The following is a 20,453-nucleotide window of genomic DNA, read 5'->3' as shown; positions in this document are numbered from 1 at the left end:
GCTCGCTGCTCGGCACCACGCTATTCAGCGGTGCCGACCGCCATCCGGTACGGGACCTGCCGAGTCCGGCCAAGGGGCCCATGGTGAAAATCGTGATGCTCTAACCTGAGCAATGAGCAGGGAGCGCTACACAATCGGCACCCCACCGGTACAGGAGGCACAACGTGCACGGGCTGGACCGGCCGGACGCCACTCACGGCACACAACAGGCCGCCCGGGCCACGGTGCGCCGTCAGGAAACACCGAACCGCGCGGCGGCTCAGGCCATGACCGGTGGGCCTCCTGCCCTGTCCCCGGGCAACCTTCGGCTGTTACAGGGCGCAGCGGGAAACGCCGCGGTGGCTTCGGTGATCAAGGGCCGCACCGGTGCCGAGCCGGCCGGCGCGGAATCCGGCGGGCAGCACAACGCGGCGCCCTCCGGGCAGAGTTCCGGTGCGGCCGCCCGTGCGACGGCCCTTGAGTCCGGAACAGGCGCCTTGGCCGTGGGCAGCGACGCGGCGGCGATGGGCGGCGGAGCCACGGTCGGCAGCCAGTACCTCGACCCCACGTTCAGCACCGATTCCTCGTACCACACCGGCATGGCCGGCCCGTTCGGGGCCATGATCGCGAACGGTTACGGCGTCGCCACCGGCGTGTCCACCATGCACAAGGCCGGGCGTGAACGCCAGTCGGCTCCGGCCGGCAGCGCACGGGGACGGGAAGCGGACAGCGCCTACAACAGCGCCGCGGCCGACACCGCACAGAACGCCTCGGGCTTCGTCGGCCAGGCACTCGGCGGCGCAGGTGGAGCGATGAGCTTCGCCGGGCAGAACCTCGCGACCTACAACACGGTGCTCGCCGGCGGTGCGGGCGCCGGCCTGCCGGCCGGGGTGATCCAGCTCGGCCGCTACATCCGCAAGGCCACCCACGCCCAGCAACGGGTGGAGCAGCTCACGAAGTTGATGGAGCAGCAGGGCGATCCTGCCGCGGCGTTGAGCGCCGCCAACAAGGAAGTCGAAGCGCGGAAGGCCGTGGTCGCGGCCCTGGAATCCGACCTGGCGGCGCTGGAGAGCGAAGCCGGTGTCCTGTACCAGGACATTCAAGAGGGGTACATGTCGGCCGCCGGGCCGTCGTCGCAGTCGGCGACCGATGCCGAGAACGAGGAGGCGAGACGCAAGAAGGCCGCTGAGTGGTTCGATCTGGAGAGCGCCAGATCCGGGATGGAAGCGCGCCTGACGGATGCCCGGCAGCAACTCGGTGCGGCGCGGGGGCGGGCGAGCGAGCGGCAGGCGTTCAGCGCGGCCATCGAGGCCGCTCTTCACGAGCCGGCCGCAGAGGCGGTCGGTCTGGAGCGGGACGAGTCCCAGCCCCTCTCTCTGCACATGATCCAGCTGTACGCGTTGCAGAAGAACAAGCACGGATACATCAAGAAGATCATCGCCGCCCTGGGCGGTGGACTCAGCGCCTCGGCCTCCGTGGCCACGCTGGTGGCAACCATCGCGGTGGCCGCCGCGGGAGCGGGCGCCGGTGCGGTGCTGATAGCGACTCCGGTGGGCTGGGCCCTGGCCGGGGCCGCTGCGGCGACCGCTCTGGGCCTGGCGTCCTACAAGACCTGGCGCTTCTTCGCCAAGCGCTGGCTCAGGACAGCCGAGAAATCTCCTGCCGAGGGCGCGCGCGCCACGTTCAAGCACCTGGGCAAGACACTGGCGTTCTGGCAGAGCACCGGTCCCGGCGAGCGCGTGAAGTACGCCACCGCGCTCTACGAGTTCAGTGTCGACAAGGACGCGGCAAAGGCGGAACAGGCTCAGCTGACGCTGCGGGCTCTCGGCCTGGACCGGTACGGAATGCCGGATGACCGGGAGGCGGCCATCCAGCTGATCGCCCGCAAAATGGCCTCGTAGGACCCACCGCCTGCGCCTGCCTCACAGCCGGTGGGAGCCGGGTGCCGGGCCGCCGGAGCTGTTGGGCTCCGACGGCCCGGTCATGCCACCGCATCAGGCGTCGGTCACGGGGCGTGCGGGAGACACCGGACAGGTCAGTGTCCCCCGCACAGAGGGGGCCTCACTCCACCGCGTTGACCAGCCCGAGTACCGGCGCCGCCTGGTCGGTGAGCTGGTGCAGCTGGTTCAGTTCGCTCAGGTGGTTCAAGCCGGCCAGCTGGTCCTTCACCTTGGGCAGCTTGCCGGCGTCCTGCGCGGGCATCCCGGTCGTGGCGATGGCGTCGAGTTCACTGACGGGATTCAGCTTCTGGCCGGCCCGGTCGTTCGTGCCGGCGGCGTGCGCTGACGACATGGCAAGGCACGGGAGAGCGGCAGCCAGAGCGAGACAAGTGGCAATTCGTCGCGTTGGGGTCATACCTGTGCAAACGCGCTACGGGGCCGATGGACACGGCGCACGCCCCTTCCGGCCTTCGAGTCATGGGCGAACGGACGGCGTGTCAGGCGGACGATGTGTCAGCCCGGGCGGCCGGGCCCGTGGTGTGGAGGCTGCGCAGGGCGCTCTGGTGGGTGAGCCAGCCGACGAGCCGGGTCTCGTCATGGACGGGCAGGCCGGTGCCGGGGGCCGTGACCAGGGAGTGCAGCGCGGTGGCCAGCGACATGTCGGCGGTGATCCGGGGCGGCAGTTCGGCGAGTTCGCCCGCGGTGTGCGGGGGCCCGGAGTCGTCACTCACGGGGGTGGCCAGGGCCTCGGCGACGGCTCTGGCGGTGAGGGTGCCGAGGTAGCGGCCGTCGGAGTCCAGGACGGGCAGTGCGCCGTGGCCCGACAGGCCCAGCGTCCTGGCGGCCTGGCGGAGTCCGGTGTGCGCGGGAATGGGGGCGGGCAGCTCCTCCATGGCGGTGACGACCTGCTGGGAGCCGAGTGCCGCTCCCCGCGCGGGTGCGTGGAGGTCGATTCCGCGGCGGCGGAGCTTGAGTGTGTAGACGGTGTCGCGGGAGAGCAGATGGCTGGTGGCGGTGGCGAGTACCACGGCGAGCATCAGCGGCAGGATGATCGTGTACTGGCCGGTGAGTTCGAAGAGGATGACCACGGCGGTGATGGGGGCACGGGAGGATCCCGCGAAGACTGCGCCCATGCCGACGAGAGCGTAGGCACCGGCCGATCCGGCGGTACCGGGGAGCAGGCCGTGGGCCGCACTGCCGTAGGCGGCGCCCAGCATGGCGCCGATGAACAGGCTCGGGGCGAACACCCCGCCCGAGCCGCCGATCCCGATGGTCAGGCTCGTCGCGAGGATCTTGCCGACGAGCAGCAGGAGCAGGAAGCCGACGACGTAACTGCCCTTGACGGCGTTCTCCAGGACCGGGTAGCCGACCCCGTACATCTGCGGCAGCGCCAGCAGCAGCGCGCCGAGAAGGATGCCACCGGCCGCCGGGCGGAGCCATTCGGGGCCGCGCCAGATCCAGTCGCAGGCGTCCTCGATCCAGTACAGGATGCGGGTGAAGCCGACGCCGACGGCGCCTGCGGCGACACCGAGGACGGCGAACAGGCCGAACTGGGCGACGTGGTCCACATGGAAGGGCGGCAGTGCGAGGAAGGCGGTGTCGCCGAACGCGGCGCGGCCGATCGCGCAGGCGACGACGGAGGAGATCACGGTCGCGCCGAACGCCTCGGCGGTGAACGCGCCCAGGATCAGTTCCATCGAGAAGAACACCCCGGCCAGCGGCGCGTTGAAGGTGGCAGCGATGCCTCCCGCCGCACCGCAGGCCACCAGCAGCCGCATCCGGCCCTCGGTGACCTTGACCACGCGGCCCAGCGTGGAGCCGAGTGCCGAGCCGATCTGCACGATCGGGCCTTCGCGGCCCACCGAGCCGCCCGATCCGATGCACAGCGCCGATGCGAGCGCCTTGACCACGGAGACCTGGGGGTTGATCCGGCCACCGCGCTGAGCGACGGCCAGCATCACCTCGGGAACCCCGTGTCCGCGTGCCTCCTTGGCGAACCGGTCGACCACCGGCCCGTAGAGCAGTCCGCCGACGATCGGGGCGAGCAGGACGAAGTAGACGCCCAGCCACGGCACGTGAGGATTGGCGGCGTGCCCGGCGCCCGCGTAGTCGGCATGTCCGGAGAACAGATGCGTGAAGGTGGTGATCAGCCGGCGGAACGCGATCGAGCCCAGTCCGGCTCCGGCTCCGACCACCAGCGCCAGCACCATCAGCCCCCATGAGGCGGTGCGCAGCCCGGCCACCGGGGTCGGAGCGGTGCGGCCCGGGGGTGCCTGGACGGTGATCGGGCGGACGGGTTCCGCCGTGTCTGTATCGCTCATGGACCTGCCTCTCTCTACGTTTGCATTATGCAAACGTTGTCAAGGGAGGATCCACCCGGGGTACAAAGGTCCACATGGTTGAAGCCACAAACCCGCCCCCGGGTGCAGCCGCCGACGACGTCGACGCCGTGACGCGGGCGGTACTGACCGCCTCCCGGGTGCTCGTCGCGGTCTCCGCGCGCTCGCTGGCCGCGGTCGAGGACCGGGTGACGCTCCCGCAGTTCCGGCTGCTGGTGGCGTTCTCCACCCGTGGCGCGGCCAAACTGGTGGACGTCGCGGAGTGGCTGGCGGTCAACCCGTCCACCGCGATGCGGATGGCCGACCGGCTCATCGCCGCGGGCCTGGTCGACCGGCAGATCAACCCCGACAACCGCCGCGCCACCCTGCTCCAGCTGACCGACGAAGGGCGCAGCATCGTCGAGCAGGTCACCGCCAGGCGCCGCGCCGAGATCGCCGCCATCGTCGAAGAGATGGCGCCCGGCCAGCGCGCCGCGCTCGTGGGCGCACTGACCACATTCGCCGACGCGGCGGGCGAGGCGGCCGCGGGTCACCCGGCAGACCTGTACCCGCTGGGCTGGGCCACCCCGGCCTCACCCGGCGCCTCCTGAGCCACCACCCGTTCGACAGGCTCACGGGCTGCGCACCGTGGGCGGCCGTAACTTCCACCGCAGGCTGAGCGAGCGGCGCCTCCATAGCCTCACGCTATGTACGGGGCGCTGTTTGATTGTTGATGCCGGACCTACTCGACTCCTAGCGTCCTACGGGGCAACGGCCCAGCCGTCTGCCGAGTGCCGCACGGCCCGCACGCGATGGAGAGTCGAACGTGAGCAATTCCTTGTCGAGACCCGCAGCGCAGGACCAGCTCGAAGCGCCCGGAGCCGACATACCCGGAGCGGAGGTGGCCGGGGCCGAGATACCCGGAACCGAGGCGCCCGACGGAGGGGCCACAGGCGATGCGGCCGCTGCGCCGTCGAGGTTCCGCTCCCTGGTCGATCTCGTCGGCTACGGCTTCTTCCCGCTCGCCTTCGTGAGCCGCCTCCCGTTCGCCATGACCGTGGTCGGCGCGCTCACCCTCGTCTCCGACGTCCGGGGCTCGATCGCCCAGAGCGGTGCGGTGTCCGCGGTGATCGGCATCGGCACCGCGGTCTTCGGGCCGACCGCCGGATCGTTCGCCGACCGGTACGGGCAGCGCCGCGTCCTGCTGGTGTGCTCCGCCGTCAACGTGGCGGCTCTGGCCGCGTTCGTCCTGCTGACGTACTCATCGGTGCCGGTCGTCTGGGTGGGGGCCGTCGGCTTTGCCGTCGGTGCGAGCGCCCCGCCGGTCGCGCCGCTGTCGCGGACCCGGCTGATCACTCTCGTCACCGCGAGGACCGGCAGCGCGCAGCGGCGTGACGCGATCCTGTCGCTCGTCATGAGCTATGAGTCCGTGGCGGACGAGTCGGCGTTTGTGCTGGGACCCGTCGTGATCGGCCTGCTGGCCACCGCGTTCGGGGCCGGAGCCCCGCTTGCCGTGGCGGCCCTGATCGCGGCCGTGTTCGTGGTGGCCTTCGCCGTCCACCGGACGGCAAAACTGCCGGGGCCGCTCCGCGACGCGGCCGGTGGCGGTGCGCCCGTGGGGCTCCGCGGCGTCCTCCGGCCCCGGATCATGATCCTTCCGCTGGGCATGTTCCTCGTCGGCGGGTTCTTCGGCTCGACGTTGACGGCGCTGACCGTGTTCATGCGGGCCCACGGCATGGAGCTCTCGACGGGGATCGTCTACGGCGGCATGAGCGTCGGCTCGGTCGCCACCGCGGTCCTGGTCGTCTTCGCCCCCGCGGGATTCGCCCTCCGGGCGCGGTGGCTGGTCTTCGCGGCCATCGTCCTCGCGGCCTCGGGCGCGCTTGTCGCGGCGTCCTCGGTGGCGATGGTCACGGCTGCCCTGACCTGCGCGGGATGCGGGGTCGGCGGAGTCATCGTGACGCTGTTCAGCATCGCGGGCCGCCGGACCCCGCGGGGGAGGACGGCCACGGTCATGACGATGCTCGCCAGCGCGCTCATCGTCGGTCAGGCGCTGTGGACGGCTCTCGGCGGGAGCATCAGTGAGGCGTACGGGTCGACGGCGGGGTTCCGGGTGACCGCAGCGACCGCGGCGGCGCTCATGCTCACCGGCCTGACGAGCTGCGCGATGGACCACCGTCGGGGAACGCGCCGGGTGCGCCGCGGAGTCTGAGCCGGGGAGCGCGCCGGGTGCGCCGGAGAGTCCGAGCCCGAAGGAACGGGCCGGGTGCGCCCGGCGTCCGAGTCGGGCGGTGCCTGCGTCAACTGCCGTTCAGGCGAGGGCCGCTGCCTCGTCCACGATGAGCTCGCACAACGCCCTCGCGTAGGGGCGCGGGTCGTCGTCGCGCCACTGCATCTCCAGCGGCAGGGTCGCCGGCTTCTGCAGGGAAACCGTCCGCAGATCGTCGGAGAGATGGCCGACGGCGGACCGGGGGACGAGAGAGAAGGCCCTGGCTTCGGAGAGGAGATACTGCCGCGAGCCGACGATCCGCGGCGGGCTCACCAGCACCATCGGGTTGAGCCCCCGTTCCACGCAGATCGCCCGGACATAGTCGTAGTACTGCGGATGCTGCTCCCGTGACCACAGGAGCAGCGGAAGGTCGTGCAGTTCCTCCAGGGCGATCCGGGCGGCTCCGGCGCACGGGTGGTCGCGGCTCAGCGCCACGAGGATCTCCTCGTCGGTGATCACTTCCGTCCGGAAGCCCTCGATCGGATCGAGGAAACGGCCGAGCCCGATGTCGCCGTGTCCCGCGGACAGCAGGGGGGACACGGCTCCGGTCTCGACGGCGATGTCCTCGATGTCGAGACCGGGAAGCTCCCTCTCGCACCGGCTGATCACGGCGGGCAGCAGCCGGTTGACGACGCTCGGTGTCGCGGCCACCCGGATCGTCTTCATCCGGGACTCCTCGTACAGCCGCACCTTGCTGACCAGGTGGTCGGCCTGGGAGAGCAGCCGACGGCCTTCCTCGACCATCGACTCGCCCGCGGGCGTCAGCGAAGCCGAACGGCGGGTGCGGTCGAAGAGGGCCAGACCGAGGGCCCGTTCGAGCCTGCCGACCTCCTGGCTCACCGTCGGCTGGGAGATGTGCAGGGCCTCGGCCGCCCTCCCGAAGTGCAGATGCTCCGCCACCATGACGAAGATCTCGATCTGCCGCAGCGTAATCCTCATGGTCAAAGCCTATTCGCCGGGCGGTAGTTGATGGTGATACTCGGTGGCTGGGGGAGGGGTGACCCAGGAAGGCCCTGAGAAGGCCGCGGACCTGGCGTCATCCGTTGCGCGCGGCCTCGACGAAGCTGCGGATCAAGTCGGCACTCTTGACGCCCCTCGACGACTCGACCCCGCTGGAGACATCGACCCCGGCCGGTCCCGCGGAGCGGATGGCCGAGGCCACGTTCGCCGGGTCCAGACCGCCCGCCAGGAGCCAGAACCCCCGCGGCGGCCGCGCCCCGAGCCGGCCGGTGTCGAAGCGGGACCCGCCGCCCGGCAGCGGCGCGTCGATGAGCAGCCGGTCCACCGGGTCAGGCGCCGGATGTGTGAGGTACCGGTCGCTGGACATCGCGCGGATCGTCCGGAACCCCGCCGCGCGCACCCGCTCGAAGTCCCCGTCCTCCTCGTCCCCGTGGAGCTGGACGGTGGTGAGACCCACCGCCGATGCCGTCGCCAGAACCTCGTCGACCGGCTGCCGGCGGAACACACCGACGGTCTCGACCGCGGCGGGTACGCGCCCGGCCAGCGCGCGGGCCGCTTCGGGGCCGATCAGCCGCGGACTGCCGGGGGCGAAGACGAAACCCACGGCATCCGCACCCGCCTCGACGGCGGCATCGACGGTCCCAGCGGTGCGCAGACCGCAGATCTTGACGTACATCGAATCTCTTCTCTTCTTCCTGATCCCGTTCCGGAGGCCGGTCAGTCCGCCGTCTCCGCCTCGACAGGTTGCGGGATCAGCAGCGACATCAGCAACGCGAGCGCCATGATCGCGGCGCCGACGAGCAGCGCCCAGGTGTACCCGGCCCTGCTGCCCTGCCCGTGCGCGTCCGCGGCCACCTGAACCGCGGGCAGGATCGCGAAGCTGAGCCCGGCGCCGAGACCGAACCCCGCGGAGTTCAGACCGGGCAGGAAGCCCGGGTTGCCCGGTGGGGAGAGTACGACACCGAGCCCGTTGAGCATGATGTTGGCCATGCCCGCGTAGACCACACCGAGGAGCAGGGTGGCGCCGACCAGGAACACCAGGCTCCGGGTGCCGGACACGGCGAGCCCGGCCAGACCGGCCACGCTGCCGGCCAGCCCGATCCGCAGGATCGCGCGGTAACCGATCACGGGCGCGAGCCGCCCGGCGAAAGGCGCGACGATCCAGCCGAGCAGCGCGTACGGCGTCAGCAGGAGCAGCGAGGCGGAATCGGCCCCCAGACCGAACCCGGCGGCACTGTCCTGCGCGATCGACATGGCGATCCCGTTGACCGCCGCGATCACGCCCGCCAGGGTCAGTACGGTCGTGCCCACGGTCGCCCAGGTCGCCCTGCGCTTGAGGAGGGCGGGCGAGGCCAGCGGCTGGGCGACGGCGCCCTCGATACGCCAGAAGACCACGCCGCAGACCGCGCCCCCGGCCAGCAGCGCCCCGATCAGCGTCCAGTCGGCGCCACGCCCCTTGCCCATCTCGTTGACCGCCGACTGGAACAGGAAGACGACCCCGGCGAGGAACAGCACCCCGTACCAGTCCAGCCGGACCCCACGGGAGGGGCGCGACTCGGGGACACCGCGGTAGCAGAACACCACCGCGACCACGCCGACCACGGCGATCAGCCAGAAGACCGAGCGGAAACCGAAGGTGGTCCCGAGCATGCCGCCGACGATCGCGTCGAGACCGGCGATGCCGCCGTTGATCGCGGTGACGACGCCCATCAGGGTCCCGTAGCGCCGCGGATCCCGGACCTCGTCACGAAGGATCATCAGACAGATCGGCACCACCGCGCCGGTGACGCCCTGGATGCCGCGCGCGACGATCAGCACCGTCATGTCCGGGGCCAGTGCGGCGAGTACCTCACCGGCGATCATCACGGTCATCATCCCGAGCAGGACCCTGCGCCGGCCCGCGATGTCGCTCAGCCGCGGGAGGAACAGCCCGAAGATGGCCGTGCCGGTGTAGAACGCCGTCTGCGAGAGCCCGACGGTGATCTGGTCGGCATGGAGTTCTCTGCCCATGACGACCAGCACCGGGCTGAGCATGCTGGCGTTGAGCTGGAAGGCGGTGCAGGCCGCGAGCAGCGCGACCACCAGCGCCACGACCGAGGTCCGCCGGTCCGCCGGCTCCGGCCCGGTGGTCGACTCGGCCGTGTCGTACCGCGGCCGTGTCATCGGGTTCCCGCGCTCAGGCCGGGGGCGGCCGAGGGACCGGGCGCCATGGTGGAGCCGGGGGTGGCGAGGACGTGTGCGGCAGCGCGGTGGCCGCCGACGCACGCCTCGTGCAGGTTCCTCGTCGCGAGATACGCGGACAGGAAACCGGCGGCGAAGGCGTCGCCCGCACCGGTGAGGTCGCGTATCCGCCGCACCGGCGGCACCGGCACGGCCATGGACGCGCCCCCGGGGAAGTGGACAACGGTCGGATCCGGCCCGGCTTTCGCCACCACGACCGTGTCCCGTACCAGGTCCCGGTTGGGTCCTTCCGCACCGCCCACCGACAGGCCCAGGCACGCGGCCTCGCTCTCGTTGGCGATCAGGAAGTCAGGCCGCAGATCCGCCATGAGGTCCAGAAAGCGCCGGACACCGTAGTGCGACAGCATCCCGGTCGACGAGGCGTCGATCGAGACCAGGACACCACGCTTCTTCGCCCGGCGGACCACATCGGCCACGGTGGTGCCGGTGGGTTCGCCGTCGAAGGTGTAGGCGGGTACGTGCAGGAGTTCCAGCCCGTCGAGCCACTCGTCCGGGACCTCGTCGAGCAGTGTCGACGCACCCCGGTGCGGCAGCATGGTCCGCTCGGCGTTCTCGTCGATGAGTATCACGATCGTGCCGGTGCTCCCGTTGCGCTGGACGCGGACGTCCACACCGTCCGCGTCCAGCCCGGCGACCAGCGACGAACCGAGGGGGTCGTCGCCGACACAGCCGATGAACCGGGTCGGTCCGAGACGCGCCGCGCAGGCGGCGACGTTGGCGCCGCTGCCGCCCCGCGTGTGGAAGATCTCGGCCTCGGTGTCCGTACCGTGCTGGATCGGCTCCGCCGGCCACACGACGACGTCCTGGACGAGATCGCCAATGATCCCGAGCAAGGTATGCCTCCTTATTCCGCTGTACGGCGTGCCGCGCAGCGTGGGCGGTTCAGCGTGTGAGGGCGGTGGCGATACGGCCGCCGAGGGCGACGTTGCCGCGGTAGACGTCGATGTTGACCTGGAGGCTGCGGCCTTGGGTGTCGCGCCGGATGTGGTCCAGGAGGAAGGGGGTGGTGTCGTTGCCGGTGATGCCGGCCTTTTCGGCCTGGTCCCATGCGCGGGCGAGGATCGCGTCGAGTTCCTCGGGCGGGAGCTGCTTGTCGTGGGGTACGGGGTTGGCGAGCAGGACGGCCTGGGGCAGACCCAGGGCGTCACGGGCGGCGAGGATACGGGCGGTCTCCTCCGCGGTGGAGACCGAGTAGCCGATCTCGTGCCCCGAGTCGGTGACGTAGAAGCCGGGGTAGCGGGTGGTGCCGTAGCCGAGTACGGGAATGTTGAGGGTCTCGAACCGTTCCAGGGTCGCGGCGACGTCCAGGATGGACTTCACGCCCGCGCTGATGACCAGGACCGGGGTGTGGGCGAGCGTGGTCATGTCCGCGGACTCGTCGAAGGTCTCCGACGCACCGTGATGGACACCGCCCAGACCACCGGTGGAGAACACCTTGATCCCGGCCCGGTGCGCGAGGAACGCGGTGGCCGCGACCGTGGTCCCGCCATGGACACCCAGCGTGGTCACGACCGGAAGATCACGCAGACTCACCTTCACGATCCCGTCCGCGCCGGACAGTTCGGTGATCTCCTGGGTGCTCAGACCGACGGTCGGGCGCCCCTCGAACACCCCGATCGTCGCGGGCACCACCCCCTGCGCCCGCAGCATCTCCTCGGCCTCCAGGGCCACATCCAGATTCCGCGGACGCGGCAGACCATGCGTGAAGATCGTCGACTCCAGAGCGACGACCGGACGCCCCTCACGCACAGCCTCCCGGACCTCGTCGGACACCTGGACAGCGGCAACAGACGTACTCATCACGGACAACTTCCCTCTTCAGCGACGACGCTCCGGAGCGGCGGGGCTGCGCAGCCGCGGCACTCCGGAAACCAGCCGGTCGGCCGGTCGCCTCACGGTAGGAAGCCCATCACCCAAAAACCATAAACAGATCCGGCCGGTTTCATTGACTTCGTCTATGAGTTGTCCAGGGGGCTCCGCGGAGTTGAGTTCGGGCAGCGCGCGGACGGCGGTGCGCCGGAGCGAGGCCGACGCGTTACGCCGTGACCCGGCCCGGAACGGGGGCTACGGGGGCGCCGTCCTGGCGCGCCGAGGACAGCGCGGCATCGACCACGGCGACGGCCGCGTGGATGTCGGCCGCCGTCACCAGGGGCGTACGTCCGTAGCGGATGTCGTCGCGGAACTCGGTGAACAGCCGCCGCAGCGCCGTCGCACCTGCGGCCCCGCCGATCCGGCGCGACACCCTGCCGCCGTCCGCCCCGCGCACGGTGACCGAGGGGGCGTCCTCGTCGGCGAGCACATGGCCGTGCGAGCCGAGCACGCGCAGGCTGGACGAGACCGGGGCCGGGCCGACGCCGGCGGGGGTACGGGCCACGGTGGCCGTCGCCACGACCCCGTTGCGCAGACGGAGCGAGAGGACCGCCGCGTCCTCGACCCCGTACGCCCCGTGCGGGCCGTCGAAGAGCGGCGCACGGGGTGCGGCGCTGCTGAAGGCGACCACCTCCTCCACCTCCAGACCGGTCAGATGACGGATCGCCAGCGCCGGATACCACCCGAAGTTCATCAGCTCACCGCCGCCGGACAGGGCGGGGTCACAGACGAGTTCGGGCCGCTCGACGGTGGTTCCGTCGAGGCCGCCGGCCGCGAGCCACTCCGCGTCGACGGCCAGGGGCAGACCGATGGCACCGGAGTCGACGATGCGCCGGGCGCGCACGAGCTGCGGCGAGTAGAGCCGGTGCACGGCGGTGAGCAGCCCGGGGGAGCGGTCGGCGGCGTCCCACAGGCGCTGTGATCCGGCGGGGTCGGTCGCGGCGGGTTTGTCGACGACCACATGCCGGCCCGCTTCGAGTGCCCGCACCGCGAGGTCGACATGGCGCGTGGGTTCGCTGCACACGAGGGCGATGTCGCAGGAGGCGAGCCCCTGGTCCAGGCCGAGCAGCGGAACGCCCGTCGTACGGGCGAGTGCGGCGCTCTCCTCGGCGAAGGGGCTGTCGGCGGTGTCGGCGCAGCCGATGACCTCGATGCCGGGCAGCGACCGCAGCAGCGGAACGTAGTCGCGGGCGTGCCGCACCCCGGACGCGATCAGGACTCTCATCTCAGCGGACCTCCTTGATGTCGACGGGGCGGCCCTCGTCCGCGCTGAGCTGCGCTGCGAGGGCGGCGGCCATGGCGGCGCGCACCTGACGGGGCGCGGTCAGCGGGGGCGCGGCCCCGTCCAGCACGTCGCGCAGATGTCTGGTCTGCTCGGTCATCGCCCCCTCGATCGAGGCGGGGGCGACGGGGGACGCGGAGTGTGCCCGCGGTTCGTCCTCGCTGCTGTGGTGCAGGGTGCCGGTGGTGCCGGACAGCATGAGGCGGCGGACGAACGTGCCGCGTGCGGCGAGCGCGTAACACAGTTCGACGGTGGCCAGGGCGCCGCCGGCGAAGCGCACCAGGATCTGGAAGCTGTCGGGGGTCGGCATCCCCGGCGCCCATGTACGGCAGGGGCGGGCGAAGACCCGGACCGGCTCGTCGTCCATGAGCCAGGTCAGCAGATCGAGGGCGTGCACACCGTTGTGGGCGACGTGTCCTCCGGACCGGGACGCGTCGAGCTGCCAGCCCCGCCAGCCGCCGGGCCAGACATGGCCGGTGTACCAGGTGAGGTGGGCCAGCCGGGGCGTGCCGATCGCGCCTTCGGCGACAGCCCGGGCGATCTCCAGATGGACGGGCTGGAAGCGCGCCGTCTGGGCGATGAGCAGGGGCCGGCCGGCGGTCTCCGCGGCCGTGAGGACGCGGTCGACATCGGCGACGTTCAGCGCGGCGGGCTTCTCCAGCAGGACCGCCTTGCCGGCCCGGAGCGCGGCCACGGAGAGGTCGGCATGCGATTCGGGGGAGGTGCATACGGCCGTGACGTCGATACCGTCCGACCATGCGGTCGCCGGGTCGGTCGACCAGGTGGCGCCCTCGGCGAGGGCGGCCAGCGCGGCGGCCCGTTCGGGATGGCGGTCGACGACGTGGGCCAGCCGCAGGCCGGGCACGCCCGCGAACGCGGTGACGTGATCACGGGCGATGGCACCGGCACCGATCACGGCCACTCGGTGCGCATCTCCCTGCTGTCCGGGGCCGCGTGGCCCCTTCTGCCCGGGCACAGGATCGAGGTCCACCCGCGACTCCTCACAGTGGGTTTCATGATCAAAGTTAAGACATCAGACATCTTATCTCCGGGGTCTGGCTGTGAATAGCCCATGTCGGCGGCGGGATCCGGTGTCCGTTGTCCGGGCTGCCGGGCCCCGCAGCCCGGACACCAGGGGCGCCGTATCGGCGCCGTCACCCGGATGGCGTCTTCCGCTATGCGTCCGGCTGTGGAAGCCAATTGGCTGGGCACGCGGGTCCGGTTTTCCCCTTTTCCGGCGGCGCACGGGCGTCGCGTGCCGGCTCGCTGGAAGGAACACCCCCATGCCTATAGCCCGTCTCATCGCCGGCACCGCGCTCGCTGTCGCCGCAGTGGGTCTCCCGACGTCTTCGGCGTTCGCCGCCGGCGGCGGAGTCGAGGTCAACCCCTCGACCGCCGCTCCTGGCTCGGTCGTCACGGTCAACACGACCGGATGTGGCAGGTCGGCCTCGGCGGCGGACGGCGACAGCACCGCCGGTGGCGAGTTCCAGCTGGCCACCGGTACCCACAAGGGCGACCTGGTCGGGCAGTTCACCGTCCCGGCAGGAACGAAAGCGGGCTCGTACGGTGTCGGCGTGATCTGCCCGGACGGGACGAAGCTGCAGAGCACCTTCACCGTCTCCGCCGGCAGCCGGCCCACCGGCACGATGAAGACGGGCATCGGCAGCACCAGCCAGGGCGCCGACAGTACCAACAGCACCGAGATCGCCGTGGGTGCCGGGGTGCTCGCCGCGGTCGCGGCAGGCGCCATGGTCATGCGCCGCCGCAGGACGGACGGCCGGGCGTAGAGCCGTACCGGCGCCAATCCCGGCACACTGCACGCTGCATGCCACGACGAAGACGGGTGGGACCGCCGCCCTGTCTTCGTATCCTCGCTCCACCGCGCGCCTTCAAGGGCTCCCGCGCAGGGCAACTCCCTGTGCGGGAGCCGGCAGCAGGACATCCGCACACGATTTTGATTCTGAAGCGAACCTGTGGAAGGTGTTGTTCCGTCCTGACGTGCAACGGCCCCTCCAGCACACCTGGTGGGGCCGCACACGCGAACGCAACAGGCCGGGAGGCGACAGCGCATGACAGGGAGCGACACCGGGACCGACGCTGGACGGCGACGCGGGGGACTCTCCCGGCGACGGCTGTTCACCCTCTCCGGGGCCGCCGCACTGGCGACGCTGGGAGTGGCGGGATGCAGCAAGGAGCAGAGCGGCGGGAGCAGTTCCGCGACCCGCACCCCCACCGCGGCGCCCTCCTCCACCGCGGGCAAGGTGTCCGCACCGCCCGCCTCCGGGGTACTCGCCGCCAACGTCAACCAGGCCCTGGACAAAATCGACTTCGCCGAGCTTGAGGCGGTCTCCGCCACTTGGATACGCGGCTTCTACGTGATGTCCGACGCCGACCACGGGGACCTCGCCGGCCAGACCGGGCCCGCGAAACTGCTCCAGGGGGCCGCCCGCGGCTACGGCACCGTACTGACTCTGAAGTTCCAGTACCACGACGCGCCGCTACCGACCCCCGGCACCCCGGCCATGCGGACCGCCCTGGCCCGGCTGGACAAGGTGCTGGCCGCGGCCATGGGCAAGGTCGACATCCTGACCGTCGGCAACGAGCCGTTCTTCGAGACGAGGAAGGCCGACCGCGAAACCAGCCGCATCAACGTCTTCTACGAGGAACTCGCCCGGCACACCGCCCAGTACCGGCAGACGCACTTCGGAGCGGACTGCAGGACGAAGATCTACATGGGCGCGCTCAACGCCCTCGACAAGCCCGGTGGCCAGACCGCGCAGACCCATCGCTGGATGACCTTCACCGCGCATACCCCGTCCATCGCGGGCGTGGACATCCACCCGCATGTGGCCGCCCCGGCTGCGGCACAGAAGTACGTCGACTACGTGCTGCCGTACCTCCGCAGCGACCAGAAGTTCCTCGCCACGGAGTTCTCCCTGGTGCAGCTCTGGAAGCAACACATGAACGATCCGGTGAACCCGGCCTTCGCGAGCCGCCACGGCATCGCGAAGGGGACCCCCGTGTGGCAGGTGATCAACAACGCCACCCAGCACCCCGTCGACGAGAAGGAATGGAACGACTTCCTGCTCTCCAACCGGTGGTTCGCCGCACACAAGACCTTCCTGACGGACCAGATGGCGCGCTTCCGCAGCACCGGCAAGCTCGCCGTGGCCGCCTACGGCATCACCCAGGACGCCGCGATGTCGAAGAGCTTCGGCCCGCACAGCACGCCCTGGGTGCTCAACAGCATGTTCTGCCCGTACGTGTGCAAGCCGGAGCCGGGCGGCCTGCCGGGCCGGAACCACACCTGGTGCAGCACGTTCCGCGGCGTGCAGCACCAGTGAGAGCGTGTCCGGTGCCGCGGCGGGACGGGTCGGATCCGCATCCGGGCGAAAATCCCTTGCCCAATGGTCAAGAAGTGTTGACCATTGGGTGCATGCCCACCGACGATCTTCCCGAGACGTTCCACGTCACCACTGATGAGCAGTTACGCGCCGTTTCCAATCTGACGCGTCACCGGATCATGGCCGCGCTCCGCTTCGAGCCCGCGACCATTACGCAGATCGCCGAGCGAGTGGGCCTTGCGAAGGGGAGTTCCAGCTACCACGTACGGCTGCTCGAACGGGCCGGCCTGGTACGGGTGGTACGAACGCGGAAGGTCCGGGGCGTCACCGAGCGGTACTACGCAATGGCCGCGCGCGCGATCGTGCTGCCGGATCCCGGAGCGGGAGGGCCGGATGTGCTGATGCGACATGCGGTGGCGGACCTGGAGGCGGCGCCCGCGGACGGCGAGCGGCACGTAAGGATGGCGCATCTGCGGCTCACCGGGGAGCAGTTCGCGGAGCTGGGGGCGCGGCTGCAGGCGCTGGCGGACGAGTACCGGCAGCTGTCCGATCCGTCGCTGCCGGACGCCTCGCTCGTCTTCGCGCTGTTCCATCCGGCACCGCGTGAGCAGGCCGAAGGGGACACCGAATGACGTCGGATGCAAGGAAGTTGCCGACCGGGTTCGGGCGGTTGTGGACTGCGCAGACGGTGTCCTCGCTCGGCGACGGGGTGTCACATGCCGCGCTGCCGCTGCTCGCGTTGACGTTGACGCGGAATCCTATGGCACTCGCCGTCGTCACGGCCGCCGGAACGCTGCCGTGGCTGCTCTTCGGTGTGCTCGGCGGTGCGCTGGTGGACCGCTGGAACCGCCGGCGCACGATGTGGGTCATGGACGCGGCGCGTGCGGTGCTGCTCGCGATACCGGCGGCAGCGGCCGCGCTCGGCATGCTGAGCATTCCACTGCTCGCGGCCGTCGCCTTCCTGCTGGGCCTCGGCGGACTCTTCTTCGACACGGCCGCCACGGCCTATCTGCCGGATCTGCTCGGCCGCGAACCCGCCCTCCTGGAGCGCGCCAACTCCCGCCTGCGCGGCGCCCAGACCGCCGCTTCCGGCTTCGCCGGGCCGCCTGCGGGCAGTGCGCTGCTCGCGCTCGGGCGGGCGTTTCCGCTGCTGGCCGACGCGGTGTCGTTCGCGCTCTCCGCACTGCTCGTACGGTCGCTGCCTGCCGCGCCCCCGCCCGTACCGCAGGCGCGTGAGCCGCTGCTGCGGCAGGCGCGGGCCGGCGCCTCGTACGTGTTCCGGGACCAGTTGCTGCTCGGGCTCGCGCTGCGTCCGGCGGTCGGGAACATCGCCTTCCTCGCCGTGGAGACCGTACTCGCCCTTTTCGCGCACGATCGCCTCGGCATCGACACCTTCGGGTTCGGCCTGCTCCTCACGGCGGAGGCCACCGGCGGTCTGCTCGGCTCGGGCATCGCCTCCTCCCTCGGCCGAAGACTCGGCACCGGTGCCGCGCTCACCTGTACGGCCGCGGTCGAGGGACTCGCCATCCTGGGCCTTGCCGCCGCCCCGAACCCGTACGTCGCCGGCCTCGCACTCGCCGTCTGCGGAGCGGGCATGGGCGCCACGATGGTGCTCGGCCCCTCCCTCCGACAGGCGATCGTTCCCGCCCACCTGATGGGCCGGGTCGCCTGCACCTCCCGCATGCTCGCGATGTGCGCCGCCCCGTTCGGAGCCTTCATCGGCGGCTGGCTGGCCACCACGTACGACGTACGCACCCCGCTCTACACCGCCGCCGGTCTCCTCCTCACCATGACCACCGTCACGGGGACCATGACCGGAAACCGCCGGGTCGAGGCGGCGCTGCGTGCCGCCGCCCCGGCTGATGAGCCGGATCAGCCGGAATCCTGGGATCCCGTTCAGGAGAGTCCCATCGAGGGCTCCGCGAGGTCGTAGAGCCAGCGCTGAGCCCAGCCCGGCGGTCCTCGCCCGGGCCCGGGTGCGGCGGGCGCCTGGCCTCCACGGGCTCCGGACCTGCCGGCCGCCCGACGACCTGTCGGCGACCAGGCGCGTACGGCTCCGCATCACCGCCCGGGCGGCTGCTCCGGGGAAGCCGCCCGGGTCCGCCCCGTGAGCATGCGGGCGGGGTTCTGCCGGGTGAGGGTGTCGATCACGGTGCGGTCGATTCCGCGGGCCGCGAGCATTTCGGTGAAGACCGTGGGGACGTAGATGAGCCCGTTGCCGCCGTGCTGGGTCCACATCTGTTTGAGGAAGAGGTCGTGGCTGAGCAGCAATTGCCCGGCGTGGCCGCGGTCGATGTGGCCGGCGACGGCGTCCGCCGTGTCGGTGGCCGCGGGTGACCCGCCCTCCTTCGGGAACGTGACGTCCATACCGATCATGTCGAACTCGAGCCACACGCCGCGATCGGCCACCGAGCGCTGGTAGTCGACGTCGGCGCCCGAGGGGTCCATGTGGGCCAGGACGACCTTCGCCGGTTCGACGCCCACCTCGTCGAGCACGATGTCGAGCACCTCGTGTGCCCGTCGCTGCCAGCCGGGCAGGTGGATCATCAACGGCACGGACGGATGGCCGAGCTGTGCCAGCGCGGCCGCCCGGAGCGATCCGCGCTCGGCCGCGGTGAACTCGGGTGACACCCCGATCTCGCCGATGACGCCCGGCCGGACGCCGGAATCTCCCACACCGTCGGTGAGCTCGTCGGTGATCGTGGCCGCCTGCCGGTCGACCTCGCCGGCCGGGATCCGGTCGGCCTCGAACTTCTCCAGGTAGGCGCCGCAGCCCATGACGATGTGGAGACCGCTGCGGCGCGCGAGGTCGAGGAGGCGCCGGGGGTCGCGTCCGATGGTGGGGCTGGAGGTCACGTCGACGACCGTGCGCCCGCCGACGGCCTGGAAGGCCGCCACCTCACGGTGTACGTCGTCGACCGGCTTGGCGGTGACGTTGTCGAAGCAGCAGTAGGGGTCGTGCCGCAGGGCCCAGGCGGAGGAGGCGCTGACCTTCTCGTTCCTGAGCGCCGCGGAGAACCGGTAGCTCGGTTCGTCGAGCACGCTCGACAGGTTGTTGAACAGGTGCTCGTGGGGCAGTACGAGACCCAGCTCGGCCGCCGGTACCGCCCCCGTGACTGTCTGGACGTACGGCTGCCCGCCGGTGCCGGTCATGAGGCGCCCACCGACGACGTGGAGCGGGAGGGGATCATGCCGATACCTGCCGCGACCAGTGCGATGACGGTGCCGATGACGGTCACCACGTGCAGAGGCTGGCCGACGGACGGGCTGATCACATCGAGGAGCAGCGAGCCGACGAGCTGCCCGGCGATCGAGGCGAGCCCGAGCAGCAGGAGGCCGAGTCCGCGTACCAGCAGTGCCATGAAGGCGATGGAGAGCAGGCCGAGCACACCGCCCGTGTACATCCACCAGGTGCTGGGGAGTGTGAAGCTCACCGAACCCGTGGAGGCGCGCACCAGCAGTCCGATCCCCAGGACGATGAATCCGACCAGGAAGTTGAGGCCGATCGAGACCAGCATGGATCCGCTGCCCTGAGCGACCGCGGAGTTGCCCGCGGGCTGCCAGCCGGCGAGCAGTCCGGCGGCGAACGGCAGGACCGCCAATGCGATGGTGCCGGGGACCTGGAAGTTCGGCGAGATCGCGACGGCCGTCGCGACGATGGCCAGCAGTGCGCCCAGCCCGCGGGGGAGTGTGATGGGCTGCTTGATCGTGGAGGTGGCCCCGAGCCGGTCGCAGACCACACCCGAGATGACGAGCCCGGAGATCAGCGCGATCTGGAAGACCGCGACGCCGAGGGTGCCGACGGTGATGCCTTCGGAGAGCACGACGGCGGCGCCGCACAGGCCCGCGACACAGTTCCACCAGGGAATGGTGCCGTCGCGGAGCATACGGGGGACGCTCAGCGCCTGCCTGCGGGTGGTCGGCCGGGCGAACACGATGACGGCCATCAGGATCAGGCCGGTGCCGAAGGAGATGACGGCTGCGGCGTTTCCGTCGTTGATGTTCTTGCCCAGAGCGCCGTTGACGGTGGACTGCAGGGGGCTGAGCAGTCCGGCCAGCACGGTGGCCAGGACCAGCACTGCCGTGGTGGCGCGGCGGGCGGTCCGCGCGGGTGCTGCGGGCACGGTGCCCGGTTCGGGTCCTGCGGTGTTGAGGCTTGTCATCGTGTATTCGCTCTCCTTTGAGCCAGTATGTCCGACGGGACCGATGCAATCTCTGGGCGTGTGGGGGTTGTCACAGCGGGCGCGCGTG

18 protein-coding genes are annotated in these 20,453 nt (G+C 71.0%); 7 read left to right on the top strand and 11 right to left on the bottom strand.

Features of this window, described 5'->3' with window-relative positions:
- Nucleotides 1-338: 338 nt before the first annotated feature.
- Nucleotides 339-1,880, top strand: a complete 1,542-nt coding sequence (locus OG510_RS01685; RefSeq protein ID WP_406134838.1) for a hypothetical protein — start codon at nucleotides 339-341, stop codon at nucleotides 1,878-1,880.
- 160 nt (nucleotides 1,881-2,040) lie between these two features.
- Here OG510_RS01685 and OG510_RS01680 read toward each other — a convergent pair whose 3' ends face one another.
- Entirely contained in the window at nucleotides 2,041-2,271 is a 231-nt protein-coding gene (locus OG510_RS01680) for a hypothetical protein (RefSeq protein ID WP_406134837.1), read from the bottom strand.
- A 145-nt stretch (nucleotides 2,272-2,416) separates the two neighbouring features.
- Nucleotides 2,417-4,129: a chloride channel protein gene (locus tag OG510_RS01675; protein ID WP_406142270.1), complete on the bottom strand. Its 1,713-nt coding sequence runs from the start codon at nucleotides 4,127-4,129 to the stop codon at nucleotides 2,417-2,419.
- Between the two features lie 185 nt (nucleotides 4,130-4,314).
- Here OG510_RS01675 and OG510_RS01670 point away from each other — a divergent pair, with 185 nt between their 5' ends.
- On the top strand, nucleotides 4,315-4,848 hold the full coding sequence (locus OG510_RS01670; protein ID WP_406134836.1) for a MarR family winged helix-turn-helix transcriptional regulator: 534 nt from the start codon (nucleotides 4,315-4,317) through the stop codon (nucleotides 4,846-4,848).
- Between the two features lie 215 nt (nucleotides 4,849-5,063).
- The gene (locus tag OG510_RS01665; protein ID WP_406134835.1) at nucleotides 5,064-6,449 is read left to right on the top strand and encodes an MFS transporter; all 1,386 of its coding nucleotides are present in this window, start codon (nucleotides 5,064-5,066) and stop codon (nucleotides 6,447-6,449) included.
- A 99-nt stretch (nucleotides 6,450-6,548) separates the two neighbouring features.
- Here the strand turns inward: OG510_RS01665 and OG510_RS01660 are convergent, their stop codons facing one another.
- The 7 genes from OG510_RS01660 to OG510_RS01630 all read right to left on the bottom strand — a co-directional run bounded on the left by OG510_RS01660 (nucleotide 6,549) and on the right by OG510_RS01630 (nucleotide 13,780).
- Nucleotides 6,549-7,445 (bottom strand): LysR substrate-binding domain-containing protein, encoded by an 897-nt coding sequence (locus OG510_RS01660; RefSeq protein ID WP_406134834.1) that lies wholly within the window; start codon nucleotides 7,443-7,445, stop codon nucleotides 6,549-6,551.
- Between the two features lie 97 nt (nucleotides 7,446-7,542).
- Nucleotides 7,543-8,142: a phosphoribosylanthranilate isomerase gene (locus tag OG510_RS01655; protein WP_406134833.1), complete on the bottom strand. Its 600-nt coding sequence runs from the start codon at nucleotides 8,140-8,142 to the stop codon at nucleotides 7,543-7,545.
- A 41-nt stretch (nucleotides 8,143-8,183) separates the two neighbouring features.
- Complete coding sequence (locus tag OG510_RS01650; RefSeq protein WP_406134832.1) at nucleotides 8,184-9,629, bottom strand: MFS transporter; 1,446 nt, start codon at nucleotides 9,627-9,629, stop codon at nucleotides 8,184-8,186.
- Nucleotides 9,626-10,540 (bottom strand): carbohydrate kinase family protein, encoded by a 915-nt coding sequence (locus tag OG510_RS01645; protein ID WP_406134831.1) that lies wholly within the window; start codon nucleotides 10,538-10,540, stop codon nucleotides 9,626-9,628. The genes OG510_RS01650 and OG510_RS01645 overlap by 4 nt, the downstream gene beginning before the upstream one ends.
- A 49-nt stretch (nucleotides 10,541-10,589) precedes the next feature.
- The gene (locus tag OG510_RS01640; RefSeq protein WP_406134830.1) at nucleotides 10,590-11,507 is read right to left on the bottom strand and encodes a pseudouridine-5'-phosphate glycosidase; all 918 of its coding nucleotides are present in this window, start codon (nucleotides 11,505-11,507) and stop codon (nucleotides 10,590-10,592) included.
- Between the two features lie 235 nt (nucleotides 11,508-11,742).
- Nucleotides 11,743-12,801: a Gfo/Idh/MocA family protein gene (locus tag OG510_RS01635; RefSeq protein WP_406134829.1), complete on the bottom strand. Its 1,059-nt coding sequence runs from the start codon at nucleotides 12,799-12,801 to the stop codon at nucleotides 11,743-11,745.
- Between the two features lies 1 nt (nucleotide 12,802).
- Nucleotides 12,803-13,780 carry a Gfo/Idh/MocA family protein gene (locus tag OG510_RS01630; RefSeq protein ID WP_406134828.1) on the bottom strand — a complete coding sequence of 326 codons (978 nt, stop codon included), beginning with the start codon at nucleotides 13,778-13,780 and terminating at the stop codon, nucleotides 12,803-12,805.
- 361 nt (nucleotides 13,781-14,141) lie between these two features.
- On the opposite strand from OG510_RS01630, the gene OG510_RS01625 reads away from it, so the two are divergent.
- The 4 genes from OG510_RS01625 to OG510_RS01610 all read left to right on the top strand — a co-directional run bounded on the left by OG510_RS01625 (nucleotide 14,142) and on the right by OG510_RS01610 (nucleotide 18,135).
- Nucleotides 14,142-14,645 carry a hypothetical protein gene (locus tag OG510_RS01625; RefSeq protein WP_406134827.1) on the top strand — a complete coding sequence of 168 codons (504 nt, stop codon included), beginning with the start codon at nucleotides 14,142-14,144 and terminating at the stop codon, nucleotides 14,643-14,645.
- A gap of 282 nt (nucleotides 14,646-14,927) precedes the next feature.
- The gene (locus OG510_RS01620; protein WP_406134826.1) at nucleotides 14,928-16,202 is read left to right on the top strand and encodes a hypothetical protein; all 1,275 of its coding nucleotides are present in this window, start codon (nucleotides 14,928-14,930) and stop codon (nucleotides 16,200-16,202) included.
- Nucleotides 16,203-16,294: 92 nt separating this feature from the next.
- A complete protein-coding gene (locus OG510_RS01615; RefSeq protein WP_406134825.1) occupies nucleotides 16,295-16,834 on the top strand; it encodes an ArsR/SmtB family transcription factor in 540 nt (179 codons plus the stop codon).
- On the top strand, nucleotides 16,831-18,135 hold the full coding sequence (locus OG510_RS01610) for an MFS transporter (protein ID WP_406134824.1): 1,305 nt from the start codon (nucleotides 16,831-16,833) through the stop codon (nucleotides 18,133-18,135). The genes OG510_RS01615 and OG510_RS01610 overlap by 4 nt, the downstream gene beginning before the upstream one ends.
- A gap of 128 nt (nucleotides 18,136-18,263) precedes the next feature.
- On the opposite strand, the gene OG510_RS01605 is transcribed toward OG510_RS01610, so the two are convergent.
- Nucleotides 18,264-19,355: a phosphotriesterase gene (locus OG510_RS01605; RefSeq protein WP_406134823.1), complete on the bottom strand. Its 1,092-nt coding sequence runs from the start codon at nucleotides 19,353-19,355 to the stop codon at nucleotides 18,264-18,266.
- Nucleotides 19,352-20,365, bottom strand: a complete 1,014-nt coding sequence (locus tag OG510_RS01600; protein WP_406134822.1) for a DMT family transporter — start codon at nucleotides 20,363-20,365, stop codon at nucleotides 19,352-19,354. Before OG510_RS01600 ends, OG510_RS01605 begins: the two co-directional genes overlap by 4 nt.
- Nucleotides 20,366-20,453 lie beyond the last annotated feature (88 nt).

It is taken from the genome of Streptomyces sp. NBC_01089, from assembly GCF_045162975.1.
Classification (GTDB): domain Bacteria; phylum Actinomycetota; class Actinomycetes; order Streptomycetales; family Streptomycetaceae; genus Streptomyces.
Note: the sequence above shows the minus strand (reverse complement) of the source record. Positions and strands in the feature narration are given on the sequence as shown.

What these genes read in the sequence shown, in the direction of transcription:
- OG510_RS01615 (WP_406134825.1), top strand. Translation starts at nt 16,295, where the DNA reads ATGCCCACCGACGATCTTCCCGAGACGTTCCACGTCACCACTGATGAG.
- OG510_RS01635 (WP_406134829.1), bottom strand. Translation starts at nt 12,801, where the DNA reads ATGAGAGTCCTGATCGCGTCCGGGGTGCGGCACGCCCGCGACTACGTT.
- OG510_RS01605 (WP_406134823.1), bottom strand. Translation starts at nt 19,355, where the DNA reads ATGACCGGCACCGGCGGGCAGCCGTACGTCCAGACAGTCACGGGGGCG.
- OG510_RS01620 (WP_406134826.1), top strand. Translation starts at nt 14,928, where the DNA reads ATGACAGGGAGCGACACCGGGACCGACGCTGGACGGCGACGCGGGGGA.
- OG510_RS01640 (WP_406134830.1), bottom strand. Translation starts at nt 11,507, where the DNA reads ATGAGTACGTCTGTTGCCGCTGTCCAGGTGTCCGACGAGGTCCGGGAG.
- OG510_RS01660 (WP_406134834.1), bottom strand. Translation starts at nt 7,445, where the DNA reads ATGAGGATTACGCTGCGGCAGATCGAGATCTTCGTCATGGTGGCGGAG.
- OG510_RS01655 (WP_406134833.1), bottom strand. Translation starts at nt 8,142, where the DNA reads ATGTACGTCAAGATCTGCGGTCTGCGCACCGCTGGGACCGTCGATGCC.
- OG510_RS01675 (WP_406142270.1), bottom strand. Translation starts at nt 4,129, where the DNA reads ATGGTGCTGGCGCTGGTGGTCGGAGCCGGAGCCGGACTGGGCTCGATC.
- OG510_RS01670 (WP_406134836.1), top strand. Translation starts at nt 4,315, where the DNA reads ATGGTTGAAGCCACAAACCCGCCCCCGGGTGCAGCCGCCGACGACGTC.
- OG510_RS01625 (WP_406134827.1), top strand. Translation starts at nt 14,142, where the DNA reads ATGCCTATAGCCCGTCTCATCGCCGGCACCGCGCTCGCTGTCGCCGCA.
- OG510_RS01610 (WP_406134824.1), top strand. Translation starts at nt 16,831, where the DNA reads ATGACGTCGGATGCAAGGAAGTTGCCGACCGGGTTCGGGCGGTTGTGG.
- OG510_RS01650 (WP_406134832.1), bottom strand. Translation starts at nt 9,629, where the DNA reads ATGACACGGCCGCGGTACGACACGGCCGAGTCGACCACCGGGCCGGAG.
- OG510_RS01680 (WP_406134837.1), bottom strand. Translation starts at nt 2,271, where the DNA reads ATGTCGTCAGCGCACGCCGCCGGCACGAACGACCGGGCCGGCCAGAAG.
- OG510_RS01600 (WP_406134822.1), bottom strand. Translation starts at nt 20,365, where the DNA reads ATGACAAGCCTCAACACCGCAGGACCCGAACCGGGCACCGTGCCCGCA.